Origin of the sequence: Rhodococcus sp. USK10, assembly GCF_019378875.1 — a bacterium.
Classification (GTDB): Bacteria; Actinomycetota; Actinomycetes; order Mycobacteriales; family Mycobacteriaceae; genus Rhodococcus_F; species Rhodococcus_F pseudokoreensis.
Window position 1 is genome coordinate 7919582 of the sequence record NZ_CP076048.1, and the last position, 20906, is coordinate 7940487.

21 protein-coding genes are annotated in these 20906 nt (G+C 69.5%); 15 read left to right on the top strand and 6 right to left on the bottom strand.

The window, feature by feature from the left end; genetic code table 11:
* The first annotated feature begins 55 nt into the window (after positions 1-55).
* Positions 56-622: an alpha/beta fold hydrolase gene (locus I1A62_RS43200; protein ID WP_087555702.1), complete on the top strand. Its 567-nt coding sequence runs from the start codon at positions 56-58 to the stop codon at positions 620-622.
* Between the two features lie 34 nt (positions 623-656).
* Here I1A62_RS43200 and I1A62_RS43205 read toward each other — a convergent pair whose 3' ends face one another.
* From I1A62_RS43205 to I1A62_RS43215, 3 genes are read right to left on the bottom strand one after another with little or no spacing between them, the layout of a single operon-like run.
* The gene (locus I1A62_RS43205; protein ID WP_219458119.1) at positions 657-986 is read right to left on the bottom strand and encodes a YnfA family protein; all 330 of its coding nucleotides are present in this window, start codon (positions 984-986) and stop codon (positions 657-659) included.
* The gene (gene mtr, locus I1A62_RS43210) at positions 983-2368 is read right to left on the bottom strand and encodes a mycothione reductase (protein ID WP_219458120.1); all 1386 of its coding nucleotides are present in this window, start codon (positions 2366-2368) and stop codon (positions 983-985) included. Before mtr ends, I1A62_RS43205 begins: the two co-directional genes overlap by 4 nt.
* Complete coding sequence (locus I1A62_RS43215) at positions 2365-3375, bottom strand: alpha/beta hydrolase (protein WP_087555705.1); 1011 nt, start codon at positions 3373-3375, stop codon at positions 2365-2367. Before I1A62_RS43215 ends, mtr begins: the two co-directional genes overlap by 4 nt.
* 121 nt (positions 3376-3496) lie before the next feature.
* On the opposite strand from I1A62_RS43215, the gene mqo reads away from it, so the two are divergent.
* From mqo to I1A62_RS43265, 10 genes are all read left to right on the top strand, one after another.
* The gene (gene mqo, locus I1A62_RS43220) at positions 3497-5041 is read left to right on the top strand and encodes a malate dehydrogenase (quinone) (protein ID WP_124392810.1); all 1545 of its coding nucleotides are present in this window, start codon (positions 3497-3499) and stop codon (positions 5039-5041) included.
* 64 nt (positions 5042-5105) lie between these two features.
* A complete protein-coding gene (locus I1A62_RS43225) occupies positions 5106-5618 on the top strand; it encodes a GNAT family N-acetyltransferase (RefSeq protein WP_219458121.1) in 513 nt (170 codons plus the stop codon).
* A 211-nt stretch (positions 5619-5829) separates the two neighbouring features.
* Positions 5830-7743 carry a magnesium chelatase subunit D family protein gene (locus I1A62_RS43230; protein WP_219458122.1) on the top strand — a complete coding sequence of 638 codons (1914 nt, stop codon included), beginning with the start codon at positions 5830-5832 and terminating at the stop codon, positions 7741-7743.
* Between the two features lie 36 nt (positions 7744-7779).
* Positions 7780-8394: a cob(I)yrinic acid a,c-diamide adenosyltransferase gene (cobO, locus tag I1A62_RS43235; protein WP_124392813.1), complete on the top strand. Its 615-nt coding sequence runs from the start codon at positions 7780-7782 to the stop codon at positions 8392-8394.
* A complete protein-coding gene (locus I1A62_RS43240) occupies positions 8388-9788 on the top strand; it encodes a cobyrinate a,c-diamide synthase (RefSeq protein WP_124392814.1) in 1401 nt (466 codons plus the stop codon). Before cobO ends, I1A62_RS43240 begins: the two co-directional genes overlap by 7 nt.
* The gene (locus I1A62_RS43245; RefSeq protein ID WP_219458123.1) at positions 9781-10161 is read left to right on the top strand and encodes a cobalamin biosynthesis protein; all 381 of its coding nucleotides are present in this window, start codon (positions 9781-9783) and stop codon (positions 10159-10161) included. The genes I1A62_RS43240 and I1A62_RS43245 overlap by 8 nt, the downstream gene beginning before the upstream one ends.
* Positions 10162-10208: 47 nt before the next feature.
* On the top strand, positions 10209-11435 hold the full coding sequence (gene cobA, locus I1A62_RS43250; RefSeq protein ID WP_219458124.1) for a uroporphyrinogen-III C-methyltransferase: 1227 nt from the start codon (positions 10209-10211) through the stop codon (positions 11433-11435).
* 101 nt (positions 11436-11536) lie between these two features.
* Positions 11537-12970 carry an MFS transporter gene (locus I1A62_RS43255; protein ID WP_257890998.1) on the top strand — a complete coding sequence of 478 codons (1434 nt, stop codon included), beginning with the start codon at positions 11537-11539 and terminating at the stop codon, positions 12968-12970.
* A 43-nt stretch (positions 12971-13013) separates the two neighbouring features.
* Positions 13014-13385, top strand: coding sequence for a glyoxalase superfamily protein (locus I1A62_RS43260; protein ID WP_218268328.1), 372 nt, complete (start codon positions 13014-13016; stop codon positions 13383-13385).
* A gap of 62 nt (positions 13386-13447) precedes the next feature.
* A complete protein-coding gene (locus I1A62_RS43265) occupies positions 13448-14209 on the top strand; it encodes a serine protease (protein ID WP_219458125.1) in 762 nt (253 codons plus the stop codon).
* A 12-nt stretch (positions 14210-14221) separates the two neighbouring features.
* On the opposite strand, the gene I1A62_RS43270 is transcribed toward I1A62_RS43265, so the two are convergent.
* Together I1A62_RS43270 and I1A62_RS43275 are read right to left on the bottom strand one after the other, a co-directional pair.
* A complete protein-coding gene (locus tag I1A62_RS43270) occupies positions 14222-14896 on the bottom strand; it encodes a response regulator (RefSeq protein ID WP_124392819.1) in 675 nt (224 codons plus the stop codon).
* Positions 14897-14926: 30 nt separating this feature from the next.
* The gene (locus tag I1A62_RS43275) at positions 14927-16543 is read right to left on the bottom strand and encodes an ATP-binding protein (protein WP_219458126.1); all 1617 of its coding nucleotides are present in this window, start codon (positions 16541-16543) and stop codon (positions 14927-14929) included.
* A 67-nt stretch (positions 16544-16610) separates the two neighbouring features.
* Between I1A62_RS43275 and I1A62_RS43280 the strand changes: the two genes are divergently transcribed.
* From I1A62_RS43280 to I1A62_RS43295, 4 genes are read left to right on the top strand one after another with little or no spacing between them, the layout of a single operon-like run.
* Positions 16611-17600 carry a tripartite tricarboxylate transporter substrate binding protein gene (locus I1A62_RS43280; RefSeq protein WP_219461734.1) on the top strand — a complete coding sequence of 330 codons (990 nt, stop codon included), beginning with the start codon at positions 16611-16613 and terminating at the stop codon, positions 17598-17600.
* Positions 17597-18130: a tripartite tricarboxylate transporter TctB family protein gene (locus I1A62_RS43285; protein ID WP_124392821.1), complete on the top strand. Its 534-nt coding sequence runs from the start codon at positions 17597-17599 to the stop codon at positions 18128-18130. Before I1A62_RS43280 ends, I1A62_RS43285 begins: the two co-directional genes overlap by 4 nt.
* A gap of 1 nt (position 18131) precedes the next feature.
* Positions 18132-19691, top strand: a complete 1560-nt coding sequence (locus I1A62_RS43290) for a tripartite tricarboxylate transporter permease (protein ID WP_072937858.1) — start codon at positions 18132-18134, stop codon at positions 19689-19691.
* On the top strand, positions 19688-20080 hold the full coding sequence (locus I1A62_RS43295) for a universal stress protein (RefSeq protein WP_124392822.1): 393 nt from the start codon (positions 19688-19690) through the stop codon (positions 20078-20080). The genes I1A62_RS43290 and I1A62_RS43295 overlap by 4 nt, the downstream gene beginning before the upstream one ends.
* Positions 20081-20133: 53 nt before the next feature.
* Here the strand turns inward: I1A62_RS43295 and yaaA are convergent, their stop codons facing one another.
* The gene (yaaA, locus tag I1A62_RS43300) at positions 20134-20877 is read right to left on the bottom strand and encodes a peroxide stress protein YaaA (RefSeq protein ID WP_124392823.1); all 744 of its coding nucleotides are present in this window, start codon (positions 20875-20877) and stop codon (positions 20134-20136) included.
* Positions 20878-20906: the final 29 nt, after the last annotated feature.

A 20906-nucleotide genomic window follows, 5' to 3' on the forward strand; every position in this document is an offset into this window, starting at 1 on the left:
ATAGAACTAGGGCGGTCCGAGCGCAAGAGGTCCCCGATCGCGTAGTTTTTAGCTCATGGAACTGACGCACGTGGCGGTGGGAAATGGAAACTGCACGGTCCGGATCGACGGACCGGAGAGCAAACACACCGTTCTCCTGCTACCGGGGGCCGGCGACGGGCCGGATGTCTACGACGGCGTCTGCGAGCGCCTGCACAATTCGGATCTGCGCACGATCGTGCCCGAGGACATCACCGGTCTCGACGAAACAGCGGTCATGGGCCTGCTCGACGAGCTGAAGGTCGGGTGGGTCAACCTCGTCGGCAGCCGGGAAGGGGCCGAACTGGCCTGGTCGCTGGCGGCGCGTCAATTCGGGCGCTTCGCGAGCCTCGTCGTCGCCGACCGGGGGCATCCGGCGGCTCCCGACGCCGCGGGTGCGGTGCGCGGATCCGACTGTCCTGCGGTCGAACTCCCCACGACCGTGATGGTCGGGGACCCCGACCGGCGCGCCGAGGCGGACGCCAGCGGACGCTTCGTCTACTCCGACTTCCGCGTCGTCCAACTCGATGGCGTCAGCAACGTCCCGGCGGCCGCGGCGGCGGAACTCGCGACCGAGATCGTGCTCCGCACCAGTCCCTGGTAGACCCGGTGCGGCCCCACGCCGAGCCCGGCCGGGCTCAGCGTGGGGCGTACATGATGACGGCCATGCCCAGCAGGCAGATGAGGGCGCCCGAGACATCCCAGCGATCCGGGCGGAAACCGTCGGCCACCATGCCCCAGATCAGCGAGCCCGCGACGAACACCCCGCCGTAGGCGGCGAGGATGCGGCCGAAGTCGGCGTCCGGCTGCATCGTCGCGACGAACCCGTACGCTCCGAGCGCCGCGACACCGGCGCCGATCCAGATCCAGCCCCGGTGCTCGCGGACGCCCTGCGACACCAGCCACGCGCCGCCGATCTCGAACAGCGCCGCGACGGCGAACAACGAGACGGATCTGGCGACCGTCACTCGAACGGCACGTCGAGGCCGAGGAGAGCGTTCTCGACCACCTCGGGCATCGCCGGGTGAATCCAGTACTGTCCCCGCGCCACCTGCTGCGCCGTCAACCCGAAGCTCATCGCCTGGATCAGCGGCTGGATCACCGTCGGCGCCTGGGCGCCGATCACGTGGGCCCCCAGCAGACGCCCAGTGCCCCGTTCGGCGACGACCTTGCAGAGCCCCTCGTCGTCCTCCATCGCCCACCCGTACGCGACGTCGCCGTACGCCTGCACCTTCACCGTGACGTCCCAGCCGGCCTCCCGGGCCTCGGCCTCGGTCAGCCCGACGTGCGCGATCTGCGGGTCGGTGAACACGGCGGCGGGAACGAACCGGTGGTCCGAGGCGCGCAGCCCCGACGTGTCCTTCCACGCGTCCTGCAGCAGATTGTGCTGAACGACCCGGGCCTCGTGGTTGGCGACATGCTTGAGCTGGTACGGCGAGGAGACGTCGCCGAGCGCGAAAACACTTTCGGCACTGGTCCGTTGGAAGTCGTCGACCACGACGCGTCCCTCGTCGTCGAGGTCGATGCCGCCGGCGGCGGCCCCGATGGCGTCCCCGTTCGACTGCCGCCCGGTGGCCACCAGGAGAACGTCGCCCGAGACGACGGTGCCGTCCTCGAGTTCGACGGCGACGCCGTCACCGTCCCGGCGCACGGCCGTCACGGCGTGCCCGCGGTGCACGTCCCATTTCTGCTCGGCGAGATCCGTGAACCGGCGGGAGACGTCCTCGTCGAGGTGGCGCAGCAGGCGCGGACTGCGCGCGATCAGCGACACCCGGGTGCCCAGCGCGGAGAACACGTGCGCGAACTCGGCGGCGATGAATCCCGCGCCGATGATCACCATCCGCTCGGGCAGTTCCGGCAGCCTCATGATGTCGTTGTTCGTGTAGAACGGCACACCCGATTCGCGGACGACGTCGGGAATGATCGGCCGAGATCCCGCGGCGATCACCACCTGATCGGCCGTGATCACCTCTCCGGTTCCGGTGTCGAGGGTCCGCGGACCCACGAATGTCGCGTGCCCGCGGAACAGCGTCGTGTTCGGGCTGTCCTCGGCGCGGTAGCGTTCCCCGCCGGCCGAGATCGGGTCGATGCGGCCGAAGACCCGTTTGACGATGTCGGGCCAGCGCACACCCTCGAGTTGCGCGTCGACGCCGTACTTGGCGGAACCGGTGACCGTGCGGGCCACCTCCGCGGCGTAGACGAACATCTTCGTCGGGATGCAGCCCACGTTCAGGCACGTTCCGCCGTACGTGCCCTCTTCCAGGATCGCGACCTTCATGTCCGCGAACCGTTCGTCGGGCAGCGAGTTGCCGGACCCCGAACCGATGATCGCCAGATCGAAATGTGTCACCGGTTCGCCTCCGCCGCGTTGTGGCCGTGCAGCCACTCGAGCCACAGGTCCACCTCGGCGAACGCCTCGGCGCGGGGCTGGTCGGCGGACAGGAACACGTCGTGCCGGGCACCCGCGATCGGCACGATCGTGGTGCGGTCGCCGAGGCACCCCGCCCAGCGTGCGATCTGCCGGACGTCGAGGACGGCGTCGGCGGTGTCGACCCGGGGGTCGTACCGCGGCGCGAAATACGACGCCTTGGAACGCAGGATCAGGGCGGGAACGCCGATGTCGAGTCCCCGGTGCAACTGCGCGTGCCCGCGGCGCACCGCGCGCAGCCACCCGAACGTGACGGGGAAACCGCTCAGCGGCTTCCAGTCGAGGTTGTAATTCCAGATGCCGTTGCCCTCCACGTGCAGGCTCACGCCGTACGTGTCGAGGCCGGTCTTCGGGATGATCGACTTGCGCTTGACCCGCCCGACCGCGTCGACGGCCACCGTCCCCACGTTCCGCAGGTACGACGGCCCCTGCAGATCGAACCACGGGCTGTTGAGGATGACTCCGCTGATGCCGAGCGCGGCGGTGCCGCCCGCCTTGCGTTGCAGGCGGTGCAGCCACAGCGGCAGCACCAGGCCGCCCGTCGAATGCGCGACCAGCAGAACCTCCCCGTCCGCGGTCTGTTCCCGGACCTGGCGCAACGCCTCGTCCAGTTCGGCGTCGTACAGGCTCAGATCGGAGACGAAGTGCGGCGTCTGCCCCGGTTCGAGCGAGCGCCCGCACTTGCGCAGATCGAGTGCGAAGAACGCGTAACCCTGTTCGGCGAAGTGCTCGGCCAGGTGCTTCTGGAAGAAGTAATCGGTGAATCCGTGGACGTAGAGCACGGCGCGGCCGGTCTTCTTCGTCTCCTGCGCGGGCTGGTAGCGGATCAGTGTCGCCTTCACCTCGCCCTCCCCGTCGGGGTCGGTGCCGAGAGGGATGGTCAGTTGTTGATAACCGTCGCCGAGAACGTCGGGAGCCCAAGTAGTCACAGATCACAATCTAATGTGCGTTTCGGGCGTGCGGGGAGGCGCACAATTGGGGCAGGTGATTTTCGCTCATACGCGCGGGTAACCTATCCGGCGAACACGGCAGGCGTATGCGCGTACGGCTATGGACAAGGAAGTCGATACTCCAGTGTCAGATCAGAATGCGGTAGAGACGAAAACGGATGTAGTGCTGGTTGGCGCGGGCATCATGAGCGCGACGCTGGGAGCGATCCTGCGTCAGGTGCAGCCTGATTGGTCGATCACCACATTCGAGCGGCTCGACGCAGTAGCCGCCGAGAGCAGCGACCCGTGGAACAACGCGGGTACCGGGCACTCCGCACTGTGTGAGCTCAATTACACCCCGCAGAACGCCGACGGCAGCGTGGACATCACGAAGGCCGTCAACGTGAACGAGCAGTTCCAGGTGTCGCGGCAGTTCTGGGCGCACGGCGTCGAGAGCGGTGTGCTGACGCAGCCCAAGGAGTTCATCAACCCCATTCCGCACGTGAGCTTCGTGCACGGCGAGGCCAACGCGAAGTACCTGCGGGCCCGCTACGACGCCCTCGCCGGCCACCCCCTGTTCGCGGGCATGGAATACATCGACGCCCCCGACGAGTTCACCCGCCGGCTGCCGTTGATGGCGAAGGGCCGAGACTTCAGCGATCCGATCGCCCTCAATTGGACCCAGGACGGCACCGACGTCGACTTCGGCGCCCTCACCAAGCAGCTCCTCGGCTACGTCGGCGCGTCCGGCGGCGTCGTCCACTTCGGGCACGAGGTCACCGACCTCACCAAGCAGTCCGACGGCAGCTGGGTGGTCAAGGTCACCAACCGCCGCAACGGTGCGAAGAAGGTCGTGCGCGCCAAGTTCGTGTTCGTCGGTGCAGGCGGCGGTGCACTGCACCTGCTGCAGAAGTCCGGCATCGAGGAGGCCAAGGGCTTCGGTGGGTTCCCCGTCAGCGGCGCGTTCCTGCGCTGCACCAACCCGGAGCTCATCGACCAGCACCGCGCCAAGGTCTACGGCAAGGCCGCCGTCGGTGCGCCCCCCATGTCGGTTCCGCACCTCGACACCCGCGTGATCGGCAACAAGCCCGGACTGCTGTTCGGTCCGTACGCCGGCTGGTCGCCCAAGTTCCTCAAGCAGGGCCGCGTCACCGACCTGCCCAGCTCGGTCAAGCCGAACAACCTGCTGTCGATGCTCGGCGTCGGCGTCAGCGAACTCGGCCTCGTCAAGTACCTGATCAGTGAGCTCGCGATGTCCGAGGCCGGCCGCATCGAGACCCTCCGGGAGTTCGTCCCGAAGGCGCTCGGAAAGGACTGGGAGCTGATCACCGCCGGCCAGCGCGTCCAGGTCATCCGCCGGGCCAAGGGCAAGGGCGGCGTCCTCGAATTCGGAACCGCCGTCGTCAACGCCGGCGACGGCAGCATCGCAGGCCTGCTCGGTGCGTCGCCCGGTGCGTCCACCGCAGTGCCCGCCATGCTCGACGTGCTGCAGCGCTGCTTCCCGACGCAATACGAGTCGTGGAAGCCGAAGCTCCAGGAAATGGTGCCCTCGCTGGGTGTCAAGCTCTCCGACGACACCGGCCTGTTCTCGCAGGTGTGGGACTGGACGTCGAAGGTGCTCCAGCTCGACACCAGCAAGGTCGAGGACGCGTCGGTCGCGGTCTGACCGACCGCTCGGCCCGGGTCCACGGGCGCGCGCACTCGCGAGTGCTGTGCGATAGTTGCCTGTCATGACGGCAACTGCAGCACTCAAGCGTTCGTGGGCACTCGATCTCGACAACAAGACGCTCTACGAGTTGCTCCAGCTCCGCGTAGAGGTCTTCGTCGTCGAGCAGGCGTGCCCGTACCCGGAACTCGACGGCCGGGACCTGCTGGCCGAGACACGCCACTTCTGGCTGGAGCAGGACGGTCAGGTGGTCTGCACTCTCCGCCTCCTCGAGGAGCACGCCGACGGCAACAAGTCGTTCCGCATCGGCCGGCTGTGCACGGCGCGGCCGGCGCGCGGTCAGGGACACACCACGCGTCTGCTGCGCGCCGCGCTCGCCGAGGTCGGCGACGCGCCGTGCCGCATCAACGCGCAGACGTACCTGGTGGACATGTACGCCAAGCACGGTTTCCGGCCGGACGGCGAAGAATTCGTCGAGGACGGCATCCCGCACGTCCCCATGCGTCGCGGCGGCGGTGCCGGCGGTGGCGCGGCGTACGAGGTGGCGGAGGCGGCCCCGTCGAGCGCGGGGAAGTAAGCGCCGACTAGGGTCGTCAGGTGAATGTCCGCGGGGAAGTCCTGCTCGAATCAGGCGCGGTCCCGCCACTGTGACGGATCTCTGACCGGCTGCCACCACCCTGGTTGCCGATCCGGTCTCCCAGCCAGATTGCCGCGGCGTTCGTACCGGCCAAAGCTCTCGGCGAGGAAACCGGGACGTGAAGGGATGCAGCGTGCGTACGGATCGTGAAGTGGACCAGGTTCGACCCGACTTTTCGTGGGGATTTCCGTTCAGTGCGGTGGTCGGCCAGGACCGGTTGCGGCTGGCCCTCGTCCTCTGCGCGGTCCACCCTGGTATCGGCGGCGTTCTCGTCCGCGGTGAGAAGGGGACGGCCAAGTCGACGGTGGTCCGCGCTCTCACCGCCCTGTTGCCCGCGGTGCAGGACGAGAACGGCACCCGCCCGGCGCGGCTGATCGAATTGCCGGTCGGGGCCACGGAAGACCGCGTCGTCGGTTCCCTCGATCTCGAGAAGGTTCTGCGCGACGGTGAGCGCGCGTTCCAACCCGGTCTGCTGTCTGCTGCCCATCAGGGTGTGCTCTACGTCGACGAGGTCAATCTCCTGCACGACCATCTGGTCGACGTGCTCCTCGACGCCGCGGCGATGGGCCGCGTCCACGTCGAACGGGACGGCATCTCGCATTCGCACGCCGCCCGGTTCGTCATGGTCGGCACGATGAATCCCGAGGAGGGCGAACTCCGGCCGCAGCTCCTCGACCGGTTCGGGCTGGCCGTCGACGTCGCCGCGTCGCGGGAGGTGGACGTGCGAATGGAGGTGGTCCGGCGGCGTCTGGACTTCGAGCGTGATCCCGCAGGGTTCGTCGAACGCTACGCCGAGCAGGACGCCGTCCTCGCCGCCGCCATCCTCGAGGCCCGCGACAGGCTCGACGCCGTCGTGCTCGACGACGTCGAGCTGCGCCGAATCGCTTCTCTCTGTGCGTCGTTCGATGTGGACGGCATGCGCGCCGATCTCGTCCTCGCGCGCACCGCGACTGCGCACGCCGCGTGGCGGGGCGCCGGGGCCGTCGAGGCGGAGGACGTGCGGGTGGCCGCCGAACTGACCCTGCCGCACCGTCGCCGACGGGATCCGTTCGACGAACCCGGCCTCGACGAACAGCAACTCGACGATGCGCTCAGGCAGGCCGACGAGGACGCGCGGTCCGGCGCCGGGGAACACCCTGAGCAGGAATCCGGATCCCCGCCCAGCCCGCCGTCCGCGGCGGACGGCACGGACACCGACCCCGAGGGACCCGACGATCCCGACGGGCCCGGAGGCGGCGCACCGGCACCCCCGGAGCGCCCGGCCGGGCCGACCGGCACCCAGTTCACCACCAAGCTTCTCGAGGTACCCGGAGTCGGCGAGGGCGCGCCCGGCAGGCGTTCCCGTTCCCGCTCGTCCCGCGGCCGCGCGGTGCGCTCGACCGCCGAGCAGGGGCACGGACTCCACCTGGTGGGCACGCTCTTCGCCGCCGCCGGGCAGCAGGTGGCCCGCGGCCGGACCGCCGGGCGGATGATCCTCGATTCCGTCGATCTGCGCGGAGCGATCCGCGAAGGCCGCGAGGGCAACCTCGTGGTGTTCGTCGTGGACGCCTCCGGGTCGATGGCGGCCCGTGACCGGTTGTCGGCCGTGACCGGCGCCGTCGTCTCACTGCTCCGCGACGCCTACCAGCGCCGCGACAAGGTGGCGGTGATCACGGTCCGCGGGCGTGCCGCGGAACTCGTCCTGCCACCCACCTCGTCGGTCGACATCGCCGTCCGCCGCCTGCAGGGAATGAAGACGGGCGGCAAATCGCCACTCGCAGAAGGGTTTCTGCGCGCACGCGAGGTCGTGCTGCGGGAACGGCTCCGCGACCCGCAGCGCCGCGCCCTCGTCGTCGCGCTGACCGACGGTCGGGCGACCGGCGGCAAGGATGCACTGCACCGGGCGAAGGTGGCCGCGGGCCTGCTCGCCGACAGCGCGGTTGCGTCGGTCGTCGTCGACTGCGAGACCGGGATGGTCCGGCTCGGGCTGGCCGCGGAACTGTCCCGCCTGCTGCGGGGTGGTTACGTCCGGCTCGGCGAATTGTCCGCGCAGCAGGTCGCGGGCGTCGTCCGCGCCGCGGCCTGACCCGGACGCGGAATTCGGTAGGGAGAGAGAAGACACATGCCCAAGGGTGTTCCCGAGAACGTTCCGAACGACGGCCTCACGACGCGTCAACGGCGCAACGCTCCCGTGCTCGCGGTCCACACCGGACCGGGCAAGGGGAAGTCGACGGCCGCGTTCGGCATGGCACTGCGCGCCTGGAACCAGGGATTCGACGTCGGGGTATTCCAGTTCGTCAAGAGCGCCAAGTGGAAGGTGGGGGAGGAAGCGGCGTTCCGCGCCCTCGGCCAACTACACGACGACACCGGTGTCGGCGGCGCGGTCCAGTGGCACAAGATGGGCGAGGGCTGGTCGTGGACGCGTAAGCACGGCAGCGAGGAAGACCACGCCGCCGCGGCCGCCGAGGGGTGGACCGAGATCGCCCGCAGGCTGGGCGCCGAGGAGCACCGCTTCTACGTGCTCGACGAGTTCACATATCCCCTGAAGTGGGGGTGGGTCGACGTCGACGAGGTGGTCGAGGTCCTGCGGAACCGGCCGGGCAACCAGCACGTGGTGATCACGGGCCGCGACGCCCCGCAGGCGCTGATCGACGCGGCGGACCTGGTGACGGAGATGACCAAGATCAAGCATCCGATGGACGCCGGCCGGAAGGGTCAGCGAGGCATCGAGTGGTGACCACTCTCCCCGCGGTGCCCGCGGTGGTCATCGCAGCACCCGCGTCGGGCAGCGGAAAGACCACCGTCGCAACCGGTCTGGTGGGGGCCCTGCGCGAGTCCGGCTGCGCGGTGGCGCCGTTCAAGGTCGGCCCCGACTACATCGACCCCGGGTACCACGGGCTCGCGGCGGGACGTCCGGGACGCAACCTCGACCCGGTCATGGTCGGCGCGGAGCGGATCGCGCCGCTGTACCGGCACGGGAGTTCGGGCTGTGACCTCGCGGTCGTCGAGGGCGTCATGGGTCTGTTCGACGGCAAGATCGACGCCGCGTCCCACGAGCCGTCGGCGGAGGGATCGACCGCCCAGGTGGCCGCGCTGCTCGGCGCCCCCGTGGTGCTCGTGGTGGACGCCCGCGGCCACAGTCAGAGCCTGGCCGCCGTCCTGCACGGCTTCTCGACGTACGACTCCGGGGTCCGTATCGGCGGGGTGATCCTCAACCGGGTGGGCAGCCCGCGGCACGAACAGGTGCTGCGGCAGGCGTGCGACCGCGTCGGGCTCCCCGTGCTCGGCGCCGTGCCGCGGATGGCCGAACTGGAGGTCCCCTCGCGCCACCTCGGGCTGATCCCGGCCGCCGAACACGGCGCCGACGCGGTGAACGCCGTCGACGCTATGACTCGCCTCGCCGCCCGCCACCTCGACCTCCCGGCCATTCGTGCGCTCGCGTCCGCGACAGTCGACGGTCCGGCGTGGGATCCCGCCGCCGAGGTCGGACCACCTCCGCCCGGCCCGCGTCCCACCGTGGCGATCGCCGGGGGCCGCGCGTTCACGTTCGGATACGCCGAGCACCGCGAACTCCTGGGCGCGGCCGGTGCGGACGTGATCACGTTCGACCCCCTGCACGACCCGCTGCCGCCCGGCACCAGCGGCGTGGTGCTGCCCGGTGGTTTCCCCGAGGAGCACGCCGTCGCGCTCGCCGGGAACGCCGCGCTCCTGGCGCAGATCCGCGAACTCGCCGGCGCTGGGGCGCCGATCCACGCCGAATGCGCCGGTCTGCTCTATCTCGCGCGCACCCTCGACGGCCACGCCATGGCCTCCGTGGTCGGGGTCGACGCCACGTTCGGGTCTCGCCTGACACTCGGGTACCGCGAAGCGGTGGCCGTGACGGACTCCATCCTCTTCGCGGCGGGTGAGCGGGTGGTCGGCCACGAGTTCCATCGCACGTCCCTCGCCGCGGCGGAGGCGGACGGCTTCGCACCGGCGTGGGGGTGGCGCCCCTGGGACGGCGCCCCGGCGCGGGAGGGCTTCGTGCGCGGCGGTGTGCACGCCTCGTACCTGCACACCCACCCCGCGGGCCACCCGCAGGCGATCACCCGCTTCGTCGCCGCGGCCCGCACGTTTTCCGCTCGTGGCTGACGTCTGCGTCGGCGTCGGGTTCCGAGCGGCAGCGGGCCGCGCCGACATCGTCGCCGCCGTCCGGCATGTGCTGGCGTCCGCGCACCACGGTTCGGACGTGGCGCTGCACTGCCTGTGCACCCTCGACCGCAAGGCAGCGGAACCGGCCCTCCTGGACGCCGCGTCGGAGTTGGGCGTCCCCGTCCGCGGATTCGCGGCGGGCGAACTCGCCGCCGTCGAGGTGGCCAACCCGTCGGACCGGGTGCAGTCGGCGACGGGATCGCCGAGCGTCGCGGAAGCGGCGGCGGTGCTCGGCGCGGGCGGCGGGCCCTTGATCGTGACCAAGTGGTCCGCGAATGGCGTCGTCGTCGCGGCAGCCCGTAAAGTTTCGTAGGTTCGAGACGAGCCGTGCAGGAATTTCAGGAGAAACGGGGAGAGCGCGTGACTGCTGCCACCGGAGACGAGACCAACTACCTGGTCGGACTCAATTTGGCCGATCGTCGTGTGGTCGTGGTCGGTGGCGGAACGGTGGCTCAGCGCAGGCTCGGGCTCCTGATCGCGTCGGGTGCTCGGGTGCACCTGATCAGCCGCGAGGTCACACCTGCGGTCGAGGGAATGGCCACTGCGGGACAGATCACAGTGGAACTTCGCGAATACCGGGACGGCGACCTCGCCGACGCCTGGTACGCCATCGCGTGCACGGACGAACCGGACACCAACGCGGCGATCGTCGCCGAGGCCGAACGGAATCGCGTGTTCTGCGTGCGCGCCGACAACGCCCGCTACGGGACGGCCGTCACCCCTGCGAGCGCGAGCTACGACGGCATGAGCATCGGTGTGCTGGCGGGCGGCGACCACCGCCGGTCCGCGGCCGTGCGCACCGCCCTCGTCGAGGGGTTGCAGTCCGGTGCGGTCGCCGACACCGCCGAGTCGCCTGCGGCCGGCGTCGCACTGGTCGGCGGCGGCCCGGGCGACCCCGACCTCATCACCGTGCGCGGCCGTCGACTGCTCGCCCGTGCCGACGTGGTGGTCGCCGATCGCCTCGCTCCGCCGGAACTGCTCGCCGAACTGGGCTCGGACGTCGAGGTCATCGATGCCGCGAAGATTCCCTACGGCCGTGCGATGGCGCAGGAGGCGATCAACGCCGCCCTCGTCGACGGCGCGAAGGCCGGCAAATTCGTGGTGCGACTCAAGGGCGGCGACCCGTACGTGTTCGGGCGCGGCTACGAGGAACTGGAGGCGTGCGCTGCTGCAGGTGTGCCCGTCACGGTCGTCCCCGGCATCACCAGCGCCATCTCGGTGCCCTCGGCCGCGGGCATCCCGGTCACGCATCGAGGCGTCACCCACGAGTTCGTCGTCGTCAGCGGCCACGTCGCCCCCGATCACCCGGATTCACTCGTCGACTGGTCGGCGCTGGCCCGGTTGAAGGGCACGATCGTGTTGCTGATGGCCGTCGAACGTATCGAGGCATTCGCGACCGTCCTGATGGACGGCGGGCGTCCCGTGGACACCCCGGTCACGGTGATCCAGGAGGGAACCCTCCGGACGCAGCGCACCCTCCGGGCCGATCTCCAGACCGTCGCCGCTCGGGTCAAGGAAGAGCAGATCCGTCCCCCCGCCATCGTGGTCATCGGGCCCGTGGCCGGGTTTTCTGTGGACGCTGGGTAACGTGAACCCCCGTGTCTGAATCCCGAGTACCCGAAGGCGCGCCGACGTCGAACCCGTCTGCGGCGAGAACCGCGGTGAATCCGCCCGCCGCCACCCGCGTGATGGGGCTGGCGATCGTGGTGCTGAGCGGGCTGCAGATGATGGTGGTCCTCGACGGCACCGTCGCCAACCTGGCGCTCGCGCCGCTGCAGGCCGACCTGGGTCTGAGCGACAGCGGCCGCAACTGGGTGCTCACGTCGTACGCGCTCGCCTTCGGTGGCCTCATGCTGCTGGGCGGACGGCTCGGTGACGCGTTCGGCCGGAAGAAGATGTTCGTCGGCGGTGTCGCCCTGTTCACCGTCGCCTCGCTGCTGTGTGGCCTGGCGGTGGGCGAGTTCATGCTGATCGCGGCCCGGTTCCTGCAAGGCGTCGGCGCCGCGGTGGCGTCGCCGACGGCGCTGGCCCTGGTCGCGACCACATTCGCGGCCGGACCCGCACGCAACCAGGCCATCGCGATCTTCGCGGCCATGACGGGCATCGGGTCCATCGCAGGACTGATCATCGGCGGCGCGCTCACCGAGGTGTCATGGCGCCTGATCTTCCTCATCAACGTGCCCATCGGGGTCGTCATCGTGGGGTGCGCGTTCGTGGCGTTGAAGGAGACCGCGGGCGAGCGCCTGGCCCTCGACGTTCCCGGCGCGGTCCTCGCGACGGTCGCGGCGACGGGTGTGGTGTTCGCGCTCACCGAGGGCCCGGAACTCGGCTGGGGGAGTCCGTACGTGATCGGCGCGCTCATCGCCGGGCTGTTGCTGTTCGGCGCGTTCCTGTACGTCGAACGGACCGCCGACAACCCGCTGCTGCCGTTCTCGCTGTTCCACGACAAGAACCGGGTGGCGACGCTCGTCGCGATCTTCTTCGCCGGTGCCGTCATGTTCACGGTCGCCGCGTTCGTCGCGTTGTTCGTCCAGGACATCCTCGGCTACAGCCCCCTCGAAGCGGGTCTCGCGTTCATCCCGTTCGCGTTCGGCCTCGGCAGCGCCGCCGCGGTGGCGTCCAAGCTCGCCGTGCGGATCCAGCCGCGATGGCTCGTGGTCGCCGGCGCCACGATCATGGTGGTCGGGCTGCTCTACGGGTCGACCCTCGACAGTTCCGCCACCTACCTGGCCAACCTGTTCGTGCCGGTCATCGGCATCGGGTTCGGCGTCGGACTCGCCGTCGTCCCACTCCCACTGTGCGCCATCGCCGGGGTGTCGGAAACGGAAATCGGGCCGCTCGCCGCCATCGCGCAGGTGGCGCAGACGCTGGGCGGACCTCTCGCCCTCGCCGTCATCGGGGCGATGGCCACCTCGCGCACCCTGTCGCTCGGCGGCATCTCCGGCAAGGTCGCGGACATGAACCCGGCGCAACTCGAGGCACTCGGCAACGGGTACACCTTCGCCCTCGTCGGCAGCGCCGGCTGCGCGCTCATCGCCGGATTCGCCGCGCTGTTCATCCGCTTCACCCCGCAACAGGTCGCGCAGGCGCAGGCCGCCGAGAAGGCCGCGCAGCAGGCGTGAGCGTTTCGGCCCGGGCGTCGGGGGCGGTCGCTAGCATCCGGCCATGGACTACAAAATCGAGCTGATCATTCTGCCGGTGTCCGACGTGGACCGGGCCAAGGCGTTCTACGCCGACCAGGTCGGCTTCGTCGTCGACCACGATCACCGCGTGGACGAGAATGTGCGGTTCGTCCAACTCACTCCGCCCGGGTCGGCCTGCTCGATCGCCGTCGGCGAGGGCCTGGTCGACACCCCGCCCGGCTCGGTGCACGGGTTGCAGATCGTCATCGACGACGCCGATGCCGCCCACGCGGAACTGTCCTCCCGCGGTGTGCCCGTCAGCGAGGTGCAGGATCTGGCATGGGGGCGCTTCGTGTACTTCGCCGATCCCGACGGCAACGAGTGGGCGCTGCAGCAGCTACCGCAACGCGGCTGACTCCGGCGGCAGGTAGCAGAAATCGGCCCGCCCGCGCACGCCGGGCGGAGCATGATGGTCCTGTGCTCACACCCTCTCGCACGCTCGGCACGGGGGTAGTCGCAGTGGTCCTTCTGCTGGCTGCCTGGGTGGCCGGGGTTCCGGCCACCGCCGCGCCCGCCGCACCGGACCCACGCGTCGGTCCGCTGTTCCTGGCCGGGACGCCGATCCACGTCTGCACCGGATCGGTACTGGACAGCACGGACGGCGACCTCGTGCTCACCGCCGCGCACTGCATCGCAGGGTCCGGCGGCGTCCTGTCGTTCGCCCCCGGATACGACCGCGGCGTGGCTCCGTTCGGACTGTGGACGGTGTCCCAGGTCTACGTCGACACCGCCTGGCTGGAGTCGCAGGACCCTCAGCACGACTACGCCGTCCTCCGGGTGGCGCCGAGTGGAACCACCGTGCCCGCTTCCGTCGAATCGGTGGTCGGTGGCGGCTTCGAACTGGCGCCCGCCCCGCAAGCCGAGACCACCGTGGCGGTCACCGGCTACCCGACGCTGGGCGACAGTCCGGTGTCGTGCACGGCCGCGACCACGTCGACGGACAGCTATCCGACGGTGGTCTGCGACGGTCTCGGCGACGGAACGAGTGGTGGCCCGTGGGTGGCGGGTCCGCGGGTCGTCGCAATCGTCGGGGGCCTCGACCACGGCGGGTGTACCGACTCGGTGTCCTACTCACCGGCCTTCGGCGCCGCCACATTCGACCTGTTGCAGCGCGCGGAGAGCCGCGGCGCGGGCGACTCGACACCGTTCGCGCTGCCCGGTACCTGCACCCGATCCTGACGGCGACTGAGGTCAGCGGGGGGCGGGACGGTACCGGCGCACCGGCCTGCCCGCACCCCCGTATTCCAGCCGGACCTCCAGCAGTCCCTCGGACAGGTAGTGCTCGAGGTAGCGCCGCACACTGACCCGGGACAGTCCGGCGAGTTCGGCGCACTCGGTCGACGACAACTCGCCCTTCGACCGCAGGATGTCGAGCACCAAGCGGCCGGTTTCGGCGCTGAGCCCCTTCGGGAGCCGGCTCGATTCCGGATTCTTGCCCTTGCCCCCGAACAGGGAGTCGATCAGCGATTGGTCTGCGCCGGAATGTGATTCGAGGGCGCGGGCGCGGCGCCGGAAGTTCTCCAGTTTCTCCTGCAGCTGCGTGTAGTCGAACGGCTTGACCAGATAGTCGGAGGCGCCGCCGTGCAGTGCGCGGCTGACGGTGTCGATCTCCCGGGCGGCGGTGATCATGATGACGCCGACGGCGTTGCCCTCGGCGCGCAGTCGCTGCAGGACGTCGAGACCCGACATGTCCGGCAGGTACACGTCCAGGAGCACGAGGTCGGGGTTGCCGGTGCGCACCGATTCGAGGGCCTCCGCGGCGGTCCGCGCCACCCCGACCGTGGTGAACCCCGGTGTCTTGTCGACGAATCGGCGGTGGATCTCCGCGACCATGAAGTCGTCGTCGACGACCAGGACCTCATACATTGCCACGCCGTCCCGTCATGATCGGAGAGTCTAGCTACGCGGCACGTGGACGGTGAACAAGGCACCACCGGTGCCGGGTGCGTCCGAGACGGCCGCGGACCCGCCGTGCTGGGAGCTGACGAGACGGACCAGGGCGAGACCGATTCCGCGGCCGCCGGGTGTGCCGGGCTTCGAGGTGACCCCGCGGGAGAAGATCTCTTCCCGCATCGTCTCGGGAACTCCGGGGCCGGAATCGGCGACCTCGATGAGAATGCCGTCGTCGTCGGTGATCCGGATCGAGATCCGCGCGTCCCGGCCGCCCTCGGACACGTCGACGGCGTTGTCGATGAGGTTGCCGAGCACGGTGATCACGTCGGTGGCGAGTTCGGGGTCGAGGGCGTGCAGGTGCGAGTCCGGTTCCAGCGTCAGCGCCACTCCGGTCTCTGCGGCGAGCGACGTCTTCGCGATCAGCAGCGCGGCCACAGCTGGATCCGAGATGCGTTGCGTGACAGCATCACTGATCTCCGCGCGTCGGCGGGTGAGGGTGCCGACGAACTCGGTGACCGCGTCGTAGTCGCCGAGCTGCGTCAGCCCCGAGATCGTGTGGAGCTGATTGGCGAACTCGTGCGTCTGCGCCCGCAGGGTGTCGGTGACGCTCTTGTGCGAAGACAGCTGGCTCTGCATCGACGCCAGTTCGGTGCTGTCGCGCATCGTGGTGACGGTGCCGATCTTGTGGCCCTGGCTGGTCGCCGCCCGGCGGCTCAGCGCGAGCATCCGCGACGACGTCGACAGCACGACGTCGCGGCCGTCCTCCCCGGTGAGGAGGTACTGCCGCACGGCGGGGTCGAGCGTGACGTCGTCGACGTGCCTGCCGACGGCGTCGCCGGTGAGGTCGAGCAGTTCCTGGGCGCTGTCGTTGAGCACGGTGATCACTCCGTCGGGGTTCACCGCGACCACCCCCTCGCGGATGCTGTGCAGCAGGGCCTCGCGATGGTCGGCGAGGCTTGCGATCTCGGCGATTTCGAGTCCGCGGGTATGGGTCTTGATCCGGCGCGACAGCAGCCACGAGCCGAGAAGCCCCAGGCCGGCACCGATCCCGAGATACAGGAGCAGGCGGGCACCCGCACTGCTGAGCAGGTCCCAGATGGACGGGTAGTCGTCGCTGACGGAGACGACCGCGAGGACGTCCCCGGTGGCGGACAGGATCGGGACGTGCCCGACGATGGCGCGGCGCCCGTCGACGTCCACGTCGCCCGACCAGGCGCGCCCGGTCATCACGTCGCTGGCCCCGAGTTCCGCGGGGTCCCCGAGCCGGGTCGGATCCGACGATACGGTGACCGCCCCGTTCGGTGCGACGATCTCGGCGAGCGTGGCGCCCGACAGGTTGACGGCGCGATCGACCTCCGGTGCCAGCACCCGCTCGACGGAGCGGTCCGACAGCTGGTCGCGCACCACCGGCGTCGACGCCACGTTCTCGGCCACCGCGATCATGCGCTGTCCCTGGAGGTCGCGGAACTCCACGGTCGACTGGTGGACCGACACCGCGGCCACCGCGAGCAGCACGACGCCGACGACGACGAGCTGGAGGAGCAGGACCTGGCCCGCGAGGCTACGCACGCGGGGATGAAGTGGTGACCACAATGAACTTAAGTTCCGTTTCGTTCGCATAGGTGACGTGCCTCACCCCCGGGGTTCAGTATTGCGGAAGATCACATTCATGGCGAAATGGGGAACGATGTCGAGAACAGGTAGCGGGAGCAGGGTACGCGCGCTGCTCCTGCTCGCGCTCGTAGGCCTCCTCGTGGCCGGCTGCGGGGTCACCCGCGGCGAGGACGAGGGCCTGCACAGGGTGCGGATGATGGTTCCGAACAGTCCGGGCGGCGGCTACGACCTCACGGCGCGGACCGCGGTGAAGATCATGGAAGACGAGGGCATCACCGGCCGCGTCGAGGTCTTCAACGTGATCGGTGCAGGTGGAACGGTCGCGATGGCCAGGCTGATGAACGAGGCCGGCAACGACGACCTCATGATGATGATGGGTCTCGGCGTGGTCGGCGCCGGCTACACCAACGGCTCGACCGCACGTGTCTCCGATGCCACCGCGCTGGCCAAGGTGGTCGAGGAGCAGGAGGGCATCCTCGTGCCCGCGGATTCGCCGTTGCAGACCATCGACGACTTCGTGGCCGCATGGCGCGCCGACCCGGCGTCGATCACCATCGGCGGCGGTTCCTCGCCAGGCGGCCCCGACCACCTGTTCCCGATGGAGACGGCACGCGCGGTGGGAGTGGACCCGAACGCGGTGAACTACGTGTCCTACGACGGCGGCGGCGACCTGCTGACGGCCCTTCTCGGCAAGAAGATCACCGCGGGCACGTCGGGGCTCGGCGAGTACGTGGACCAGATCGAGGCCGGCCAGGTCCGGGTCCTCGCGGTGTCGGGAAACGAGCGGGTCGAAGGTGTCGACGCGCCAACCCTCACGGAGGCCGGGGTGGACCTGACCTTCACCAACTGGCGGGGCATCCTGGCGCCGCCCGGGCTGTCCGACGGCGTCAAGGCCGACATGGTCGCGGCGCTTGAAAAGTTGCACGGCACAACGGAATGGAAGGAGGCCCTGGTGAAGAACGGTTGGAGTGACGCCTTCATGACGGGACCGGAGTTCGAGCAGTTCCTCCGGGACCAGGACGAACGGGTCTCGTCCACACTGGCCGAATTGGGGCTGGCATGACCGCCCCCGCAGAACCGTCCGCCGTCTCCGCGGACACGGCGCCGAAGCGGAGGGACTACGCGCAGTTCGTCGTGTGCGCGGTGCTGGCCGTGATCGGGGTGTTCCTCGTCGTCGACGCGCTGTCGCTCAGCGACGGCTTCGCGAAGGTGGACCCGGTGGGCCCGCGCCTGTTCCCGCTCGTCATCGGTGGGGGACTGCTGGTGTTGTCGGTGGTGTTCGCCGTCGCGATCCTGCGTGGCTCCACCGGGGACGCCGACAGCGGCGAGGATGTCGATCCGGACTCCCCGGGCGACTGGAAGACAGTCGGCCTGCTCGTCGGGTTGTTCGTGATGACCATCGCGCTCGTCGACTTCCTGGGCTGGGCGATCATCGGCACCGTCCTGTTCGCCGGGGCCGCAACAATTCTGGGCAGCAGGCACTGGCTGCGCAACATCGCGATCGGGGCCGTGCTCGGATTCGGCAGCTTCTACGCGTTCTACGTCGGGCTCGGAATACCGCTGCCCGCAGGCATTCTGGACGGAATTCTCTGACATGGACAATCTGAACTGGCTGCTGCAGGGGTTCGAGCAGGCGGCCACCCCCATGAACCTGCTCTACGCCTGCATCGGCGTCCTCCTCGGCACGGCGGTCGGTGTGCTCCCGGGCATCGGACCGGCCATGACCGTCGCCCTGCTACTGCCCGTCACCTACAACGTCAGCCCGAGCGCCGCGTTCATCATGTTCGCCGGCATCTACTACGGCGGCATGTACGGCGGGTCGACGACGTCGATCCTGCTGAACACGCCGGGCGAGTCCTCCTCGGTGATCACGGCGATCGAAGGCAACAAGATGGCGAGAGCAGGCAGGGCCGCGCAGGCCCTGGCGACCGCCGCGATCGGGTCGTTCGTCGCCGGGTCCATCGGCACGATGCTCCTGGTGCTCTTCGCGCCTGCCGTCTCGAGTTTCGCGGTCACCCTCGGTGCGCCGTCGTACCTCGCGATCATGCTGCTCGCCCTCGTCGCCGTCACCGCCGTCCTCGGAACCTCCAAGCTCCGCGGTTGTATCTCCCTGCTCCTCGGTCTCGCGATCGGGTTGGTCGGCATCGACTTCCTCACCGGCCAGCCGCGTGCCACGTTCGGCATCCCGCAGCTGTCGGACGGGATCGACATCGTCGTCGTCGCGGTCGCCGTGTTCGCGCTGGGCGAGGCTCTCTGGGTCGCCGCGCACCTCCGTCGCAAACCGGCCGAGGTCATCCCCGTCGGCAGGCCCTGGATGGGCAAGAGCGACTGGAAGCGTTCCTGGAAGCCGTGGCTGCGGGGCACCGCGTACGGGTTCCCGTTCGGTGCGCTGCCCGCTGGCGGTGCCGAACTGCCCACGTTCCTCTCCTACATCACCGAGAAGAAGCTGTCGAAGCACAAGGACGAATTCGGCAAGGGCGCCATCGAAGGTGTCGCAGGCCCCGAAGCCGCCAACAATGCGTCGGCGGCAGGCACGCTCGTGCCGATGCTCTCGCTGGGTCTGCCGACCAACGCCACGGCCGCGGTCATGCTGACGGCCTTCGTGTCGTACGGCATCCAGCCGGGACCGACCCTGTTCGAGAAGGAACCGCTGCTGATCTGGACACTGATCGCCAGTCTGTTCATCGGCAATTTCCTGCTGCTGGTGCTCAACCTTCCGCTCGCGCCGCTGTGGGCGAAGCTGCTTCGCACCCCGCGCCCCTACCTGTACGCGGGCATCCTGTTCTTCGCCGCACTGGGCGCGTTCGCCGTCAACCTCCAATGGCTCGACCTGGCGCTGCTGCTGACTTTCGGGTTGCTGGGTCTGATGATGCGAAGGTTCGGGCTGCCGGTGCTGCCGTTGATCATCGGCGTCATCCTCGGGCCGCGCATCGAACGGCAACTGCGGCAGAGCCTGCAACTCGGCGGCGGCGACTGGGGCAGCCTGTTCACCGAGCCCGTCGCGATCATCGTCTACATCGTGATCGCCGTGCTCCTCATCGCACCCCTCGTCGCCAAGGTCGTCCGCGCGCACTACCCCGTCGCGGCCCCCGATTTCCCGGACGGACCGGCCGGCGGCGACTCCACCGACACCAGAGAGAAGGCACACGCATGATCGTCGTCGGATACACCCCCGACCAGTTCGGAGGGGCGGCCCTCGAACACGGCGTCGCGGAGGCGCAGCTGCGCGGAACGTCGCTGCTCGTGATCAACTCGTCGAAGGGCGACTCCCTCGCCGATCAGTCGTTCGCCGACAACGCGCACCTGCAGGAACTCGAAGGCAAACTGGCCGCGAGCGGGATCGACCACGAGGTCCGGCAGATCGTCGGGGACGAAACCGTCGACGTGATCCTCGAGACGATGACGGCGCCGAACGCGGAACTGCTCGTGATCGGCATCCGCGACCGCACCCCCGTCGGGAAGCTGCTGATGGGCAGTACCGCCCAGCGGCTGCTGCTGTCCTGCCGCAAACCGGTGCTCGCCGTCAAGCCCGCCGAGCGCTGACGCACCCGTGAGTACTTCTCAACCGCCCGCGGTTGAGAAGTACTCACGGGTGGTCAGCCGGTGAGGATGATCAGCTCGCGATCCGACGCCACCTCGACGCGCAGTCCGGCTTTCGCCGCCACCCGCGCCACCCCGCGAACGTCGTGGGGTTCGGCGCGGGAGACGGTGAGCGCCCGCGCGAGCAGACCCTTGTGGTGTTTGTTGAAATGGCTGACGACGGTGCGGGTGCCGTCCGGTTTCTCGGTGAGGACGGTGGCGATCACGGCCTCGGGGATCGGTCCGAGCTGCTGGTACGTCCCCGACCGCAGGTCGACGACGAGTCCGTCCGCCTCGGCGGTGATCGCCCGGGACAGTTCCGGCTTCCACAACGCCCGGAGGGTGCTCAGCCCGGGAAGCTTCGATCCGCCCGACAGCCGGTAGGCGGGGATCAGGTCACCGGCGCGGACCGCACCGAACAGTGCGGACCCCATCGCCAGCCGGGACAGCGCCTTGGACTTCTGCGCCCTGGTGAACGACTTCGCGTCGAGCGCGTCGAACAGCACACCCGTGTAGCGCTCGAGTGCGGGCCGGGTGGGGGAGACCCACAACTTGGCGTTGCGCTCGATCTCGTCGGCCTGGGTGGGGCCGAGGCCGAGCGCGAGCTGCGACGCCTCCCCGTCCGCCGCCAGCGTGACCAGCGACTGGATCAGAATTTCGCGGGTTTCGGTGAGCTGCGGCATGGACAGCTCGGCCAGGTCGAGGGGCGCGTCGGCGCCGCCGTCGGACTTGGTTTCGGAGGGAGGAAGTAGCACCAGCACGCAGGAAACCCTACCGACGCGCCCGGCCT

What these genes read in the sequence shown, in the direction of transcription:
- I1A62_RS43290 (WP_072937858.1), top strand. Translation starts at nt 18,132, where the DNA reads ATGGACAATCTGAACTGGCTGCTGCAGGGGTTCGAGCAGGCGGCCACC.
- mqo (WP_124392810.1), top strand. Translation starts at nt 3,497, where the DNA reads ATGGACAAGGAAGTCGATACTCCAGTGTCAGATCAGAATGCGGTAGAG.
- I1A62_RS43285 (WP_124392821.1), top strand. Translation starts at nt 17,597, where the DNA reads ATGACCGCCCCCGCAGAACCGTCCGCCGTCTCCGCGGACACGGCGCCG.
- I1A62_RS43280 (WP_219461734.1), top strand. Translation starts at nt 16,611, where the DNA reads ATGTCGAGAACAGGTAGCGGGAGCAGGGTACGCGCGCTGCTCCTGCTC.
- I1A62_RS43255 (WP_257890998.1), top strand. Translation starts at nt 11,537, where the DNA reads ATGGGGCTGGCGATCGTGGTGCTGAGCGGGCTGCAGATGATGGTGGTC.
- I1A62_RS43225 (WP_219458121.1), top strand. Translation starts at nt 5,106, where the DNA reads ATGACGGCAACTGCAGCACTCAAGCGTTCGTGGGCACTCGATCTCGAC.
- I1A62_RS43270 (WP_124392819.1), bottom strand. Translation starts at nt 14,896, where the DNA reads ATGTATGAGGTCCTGGTCGTCGACGACGACTTCATGGTCGCGGAGATC.
- I1A62_RS43260 (WP_218268328.1), top strand. Translation starts at nt 13,014, where the DNA reads ATGGACTACAAAATCGAGCTGATCATTCTGCCGGTGTCCGACGTGGAC.
- cobO (WP_124392813.1), top strand. Translation starts at nt 7,780, where the DNA reads ATGCCCAAGGGTGTTCCCGAGAACGTTCCGAACGACGGCCTCACGACG.
- I1A62_RS43200 (WP_087555702.1), top strand. Translation starts at nt 56, where the DNA reads ATGGAACTGACGCACGTGGCGGTGGGAAATGGAAACTGCACGGTCCGG.
- I1A62_RS43275 (WP_219458126.1), bottom strand. Translation starts at nt 16,543, where the DNA reads ATGCGAACGAAACGGAACTTAAGTTCATTGTGGTCACCACTTCATCCC.
- I1A62_RS43295 (WP_124392822.1), top strand. Translation starts at nt 19,688, where the DNA reads ATGATCGTCGTCGGATACACCCCCGACCAGTTCGGAGGGGCGGCCCTC.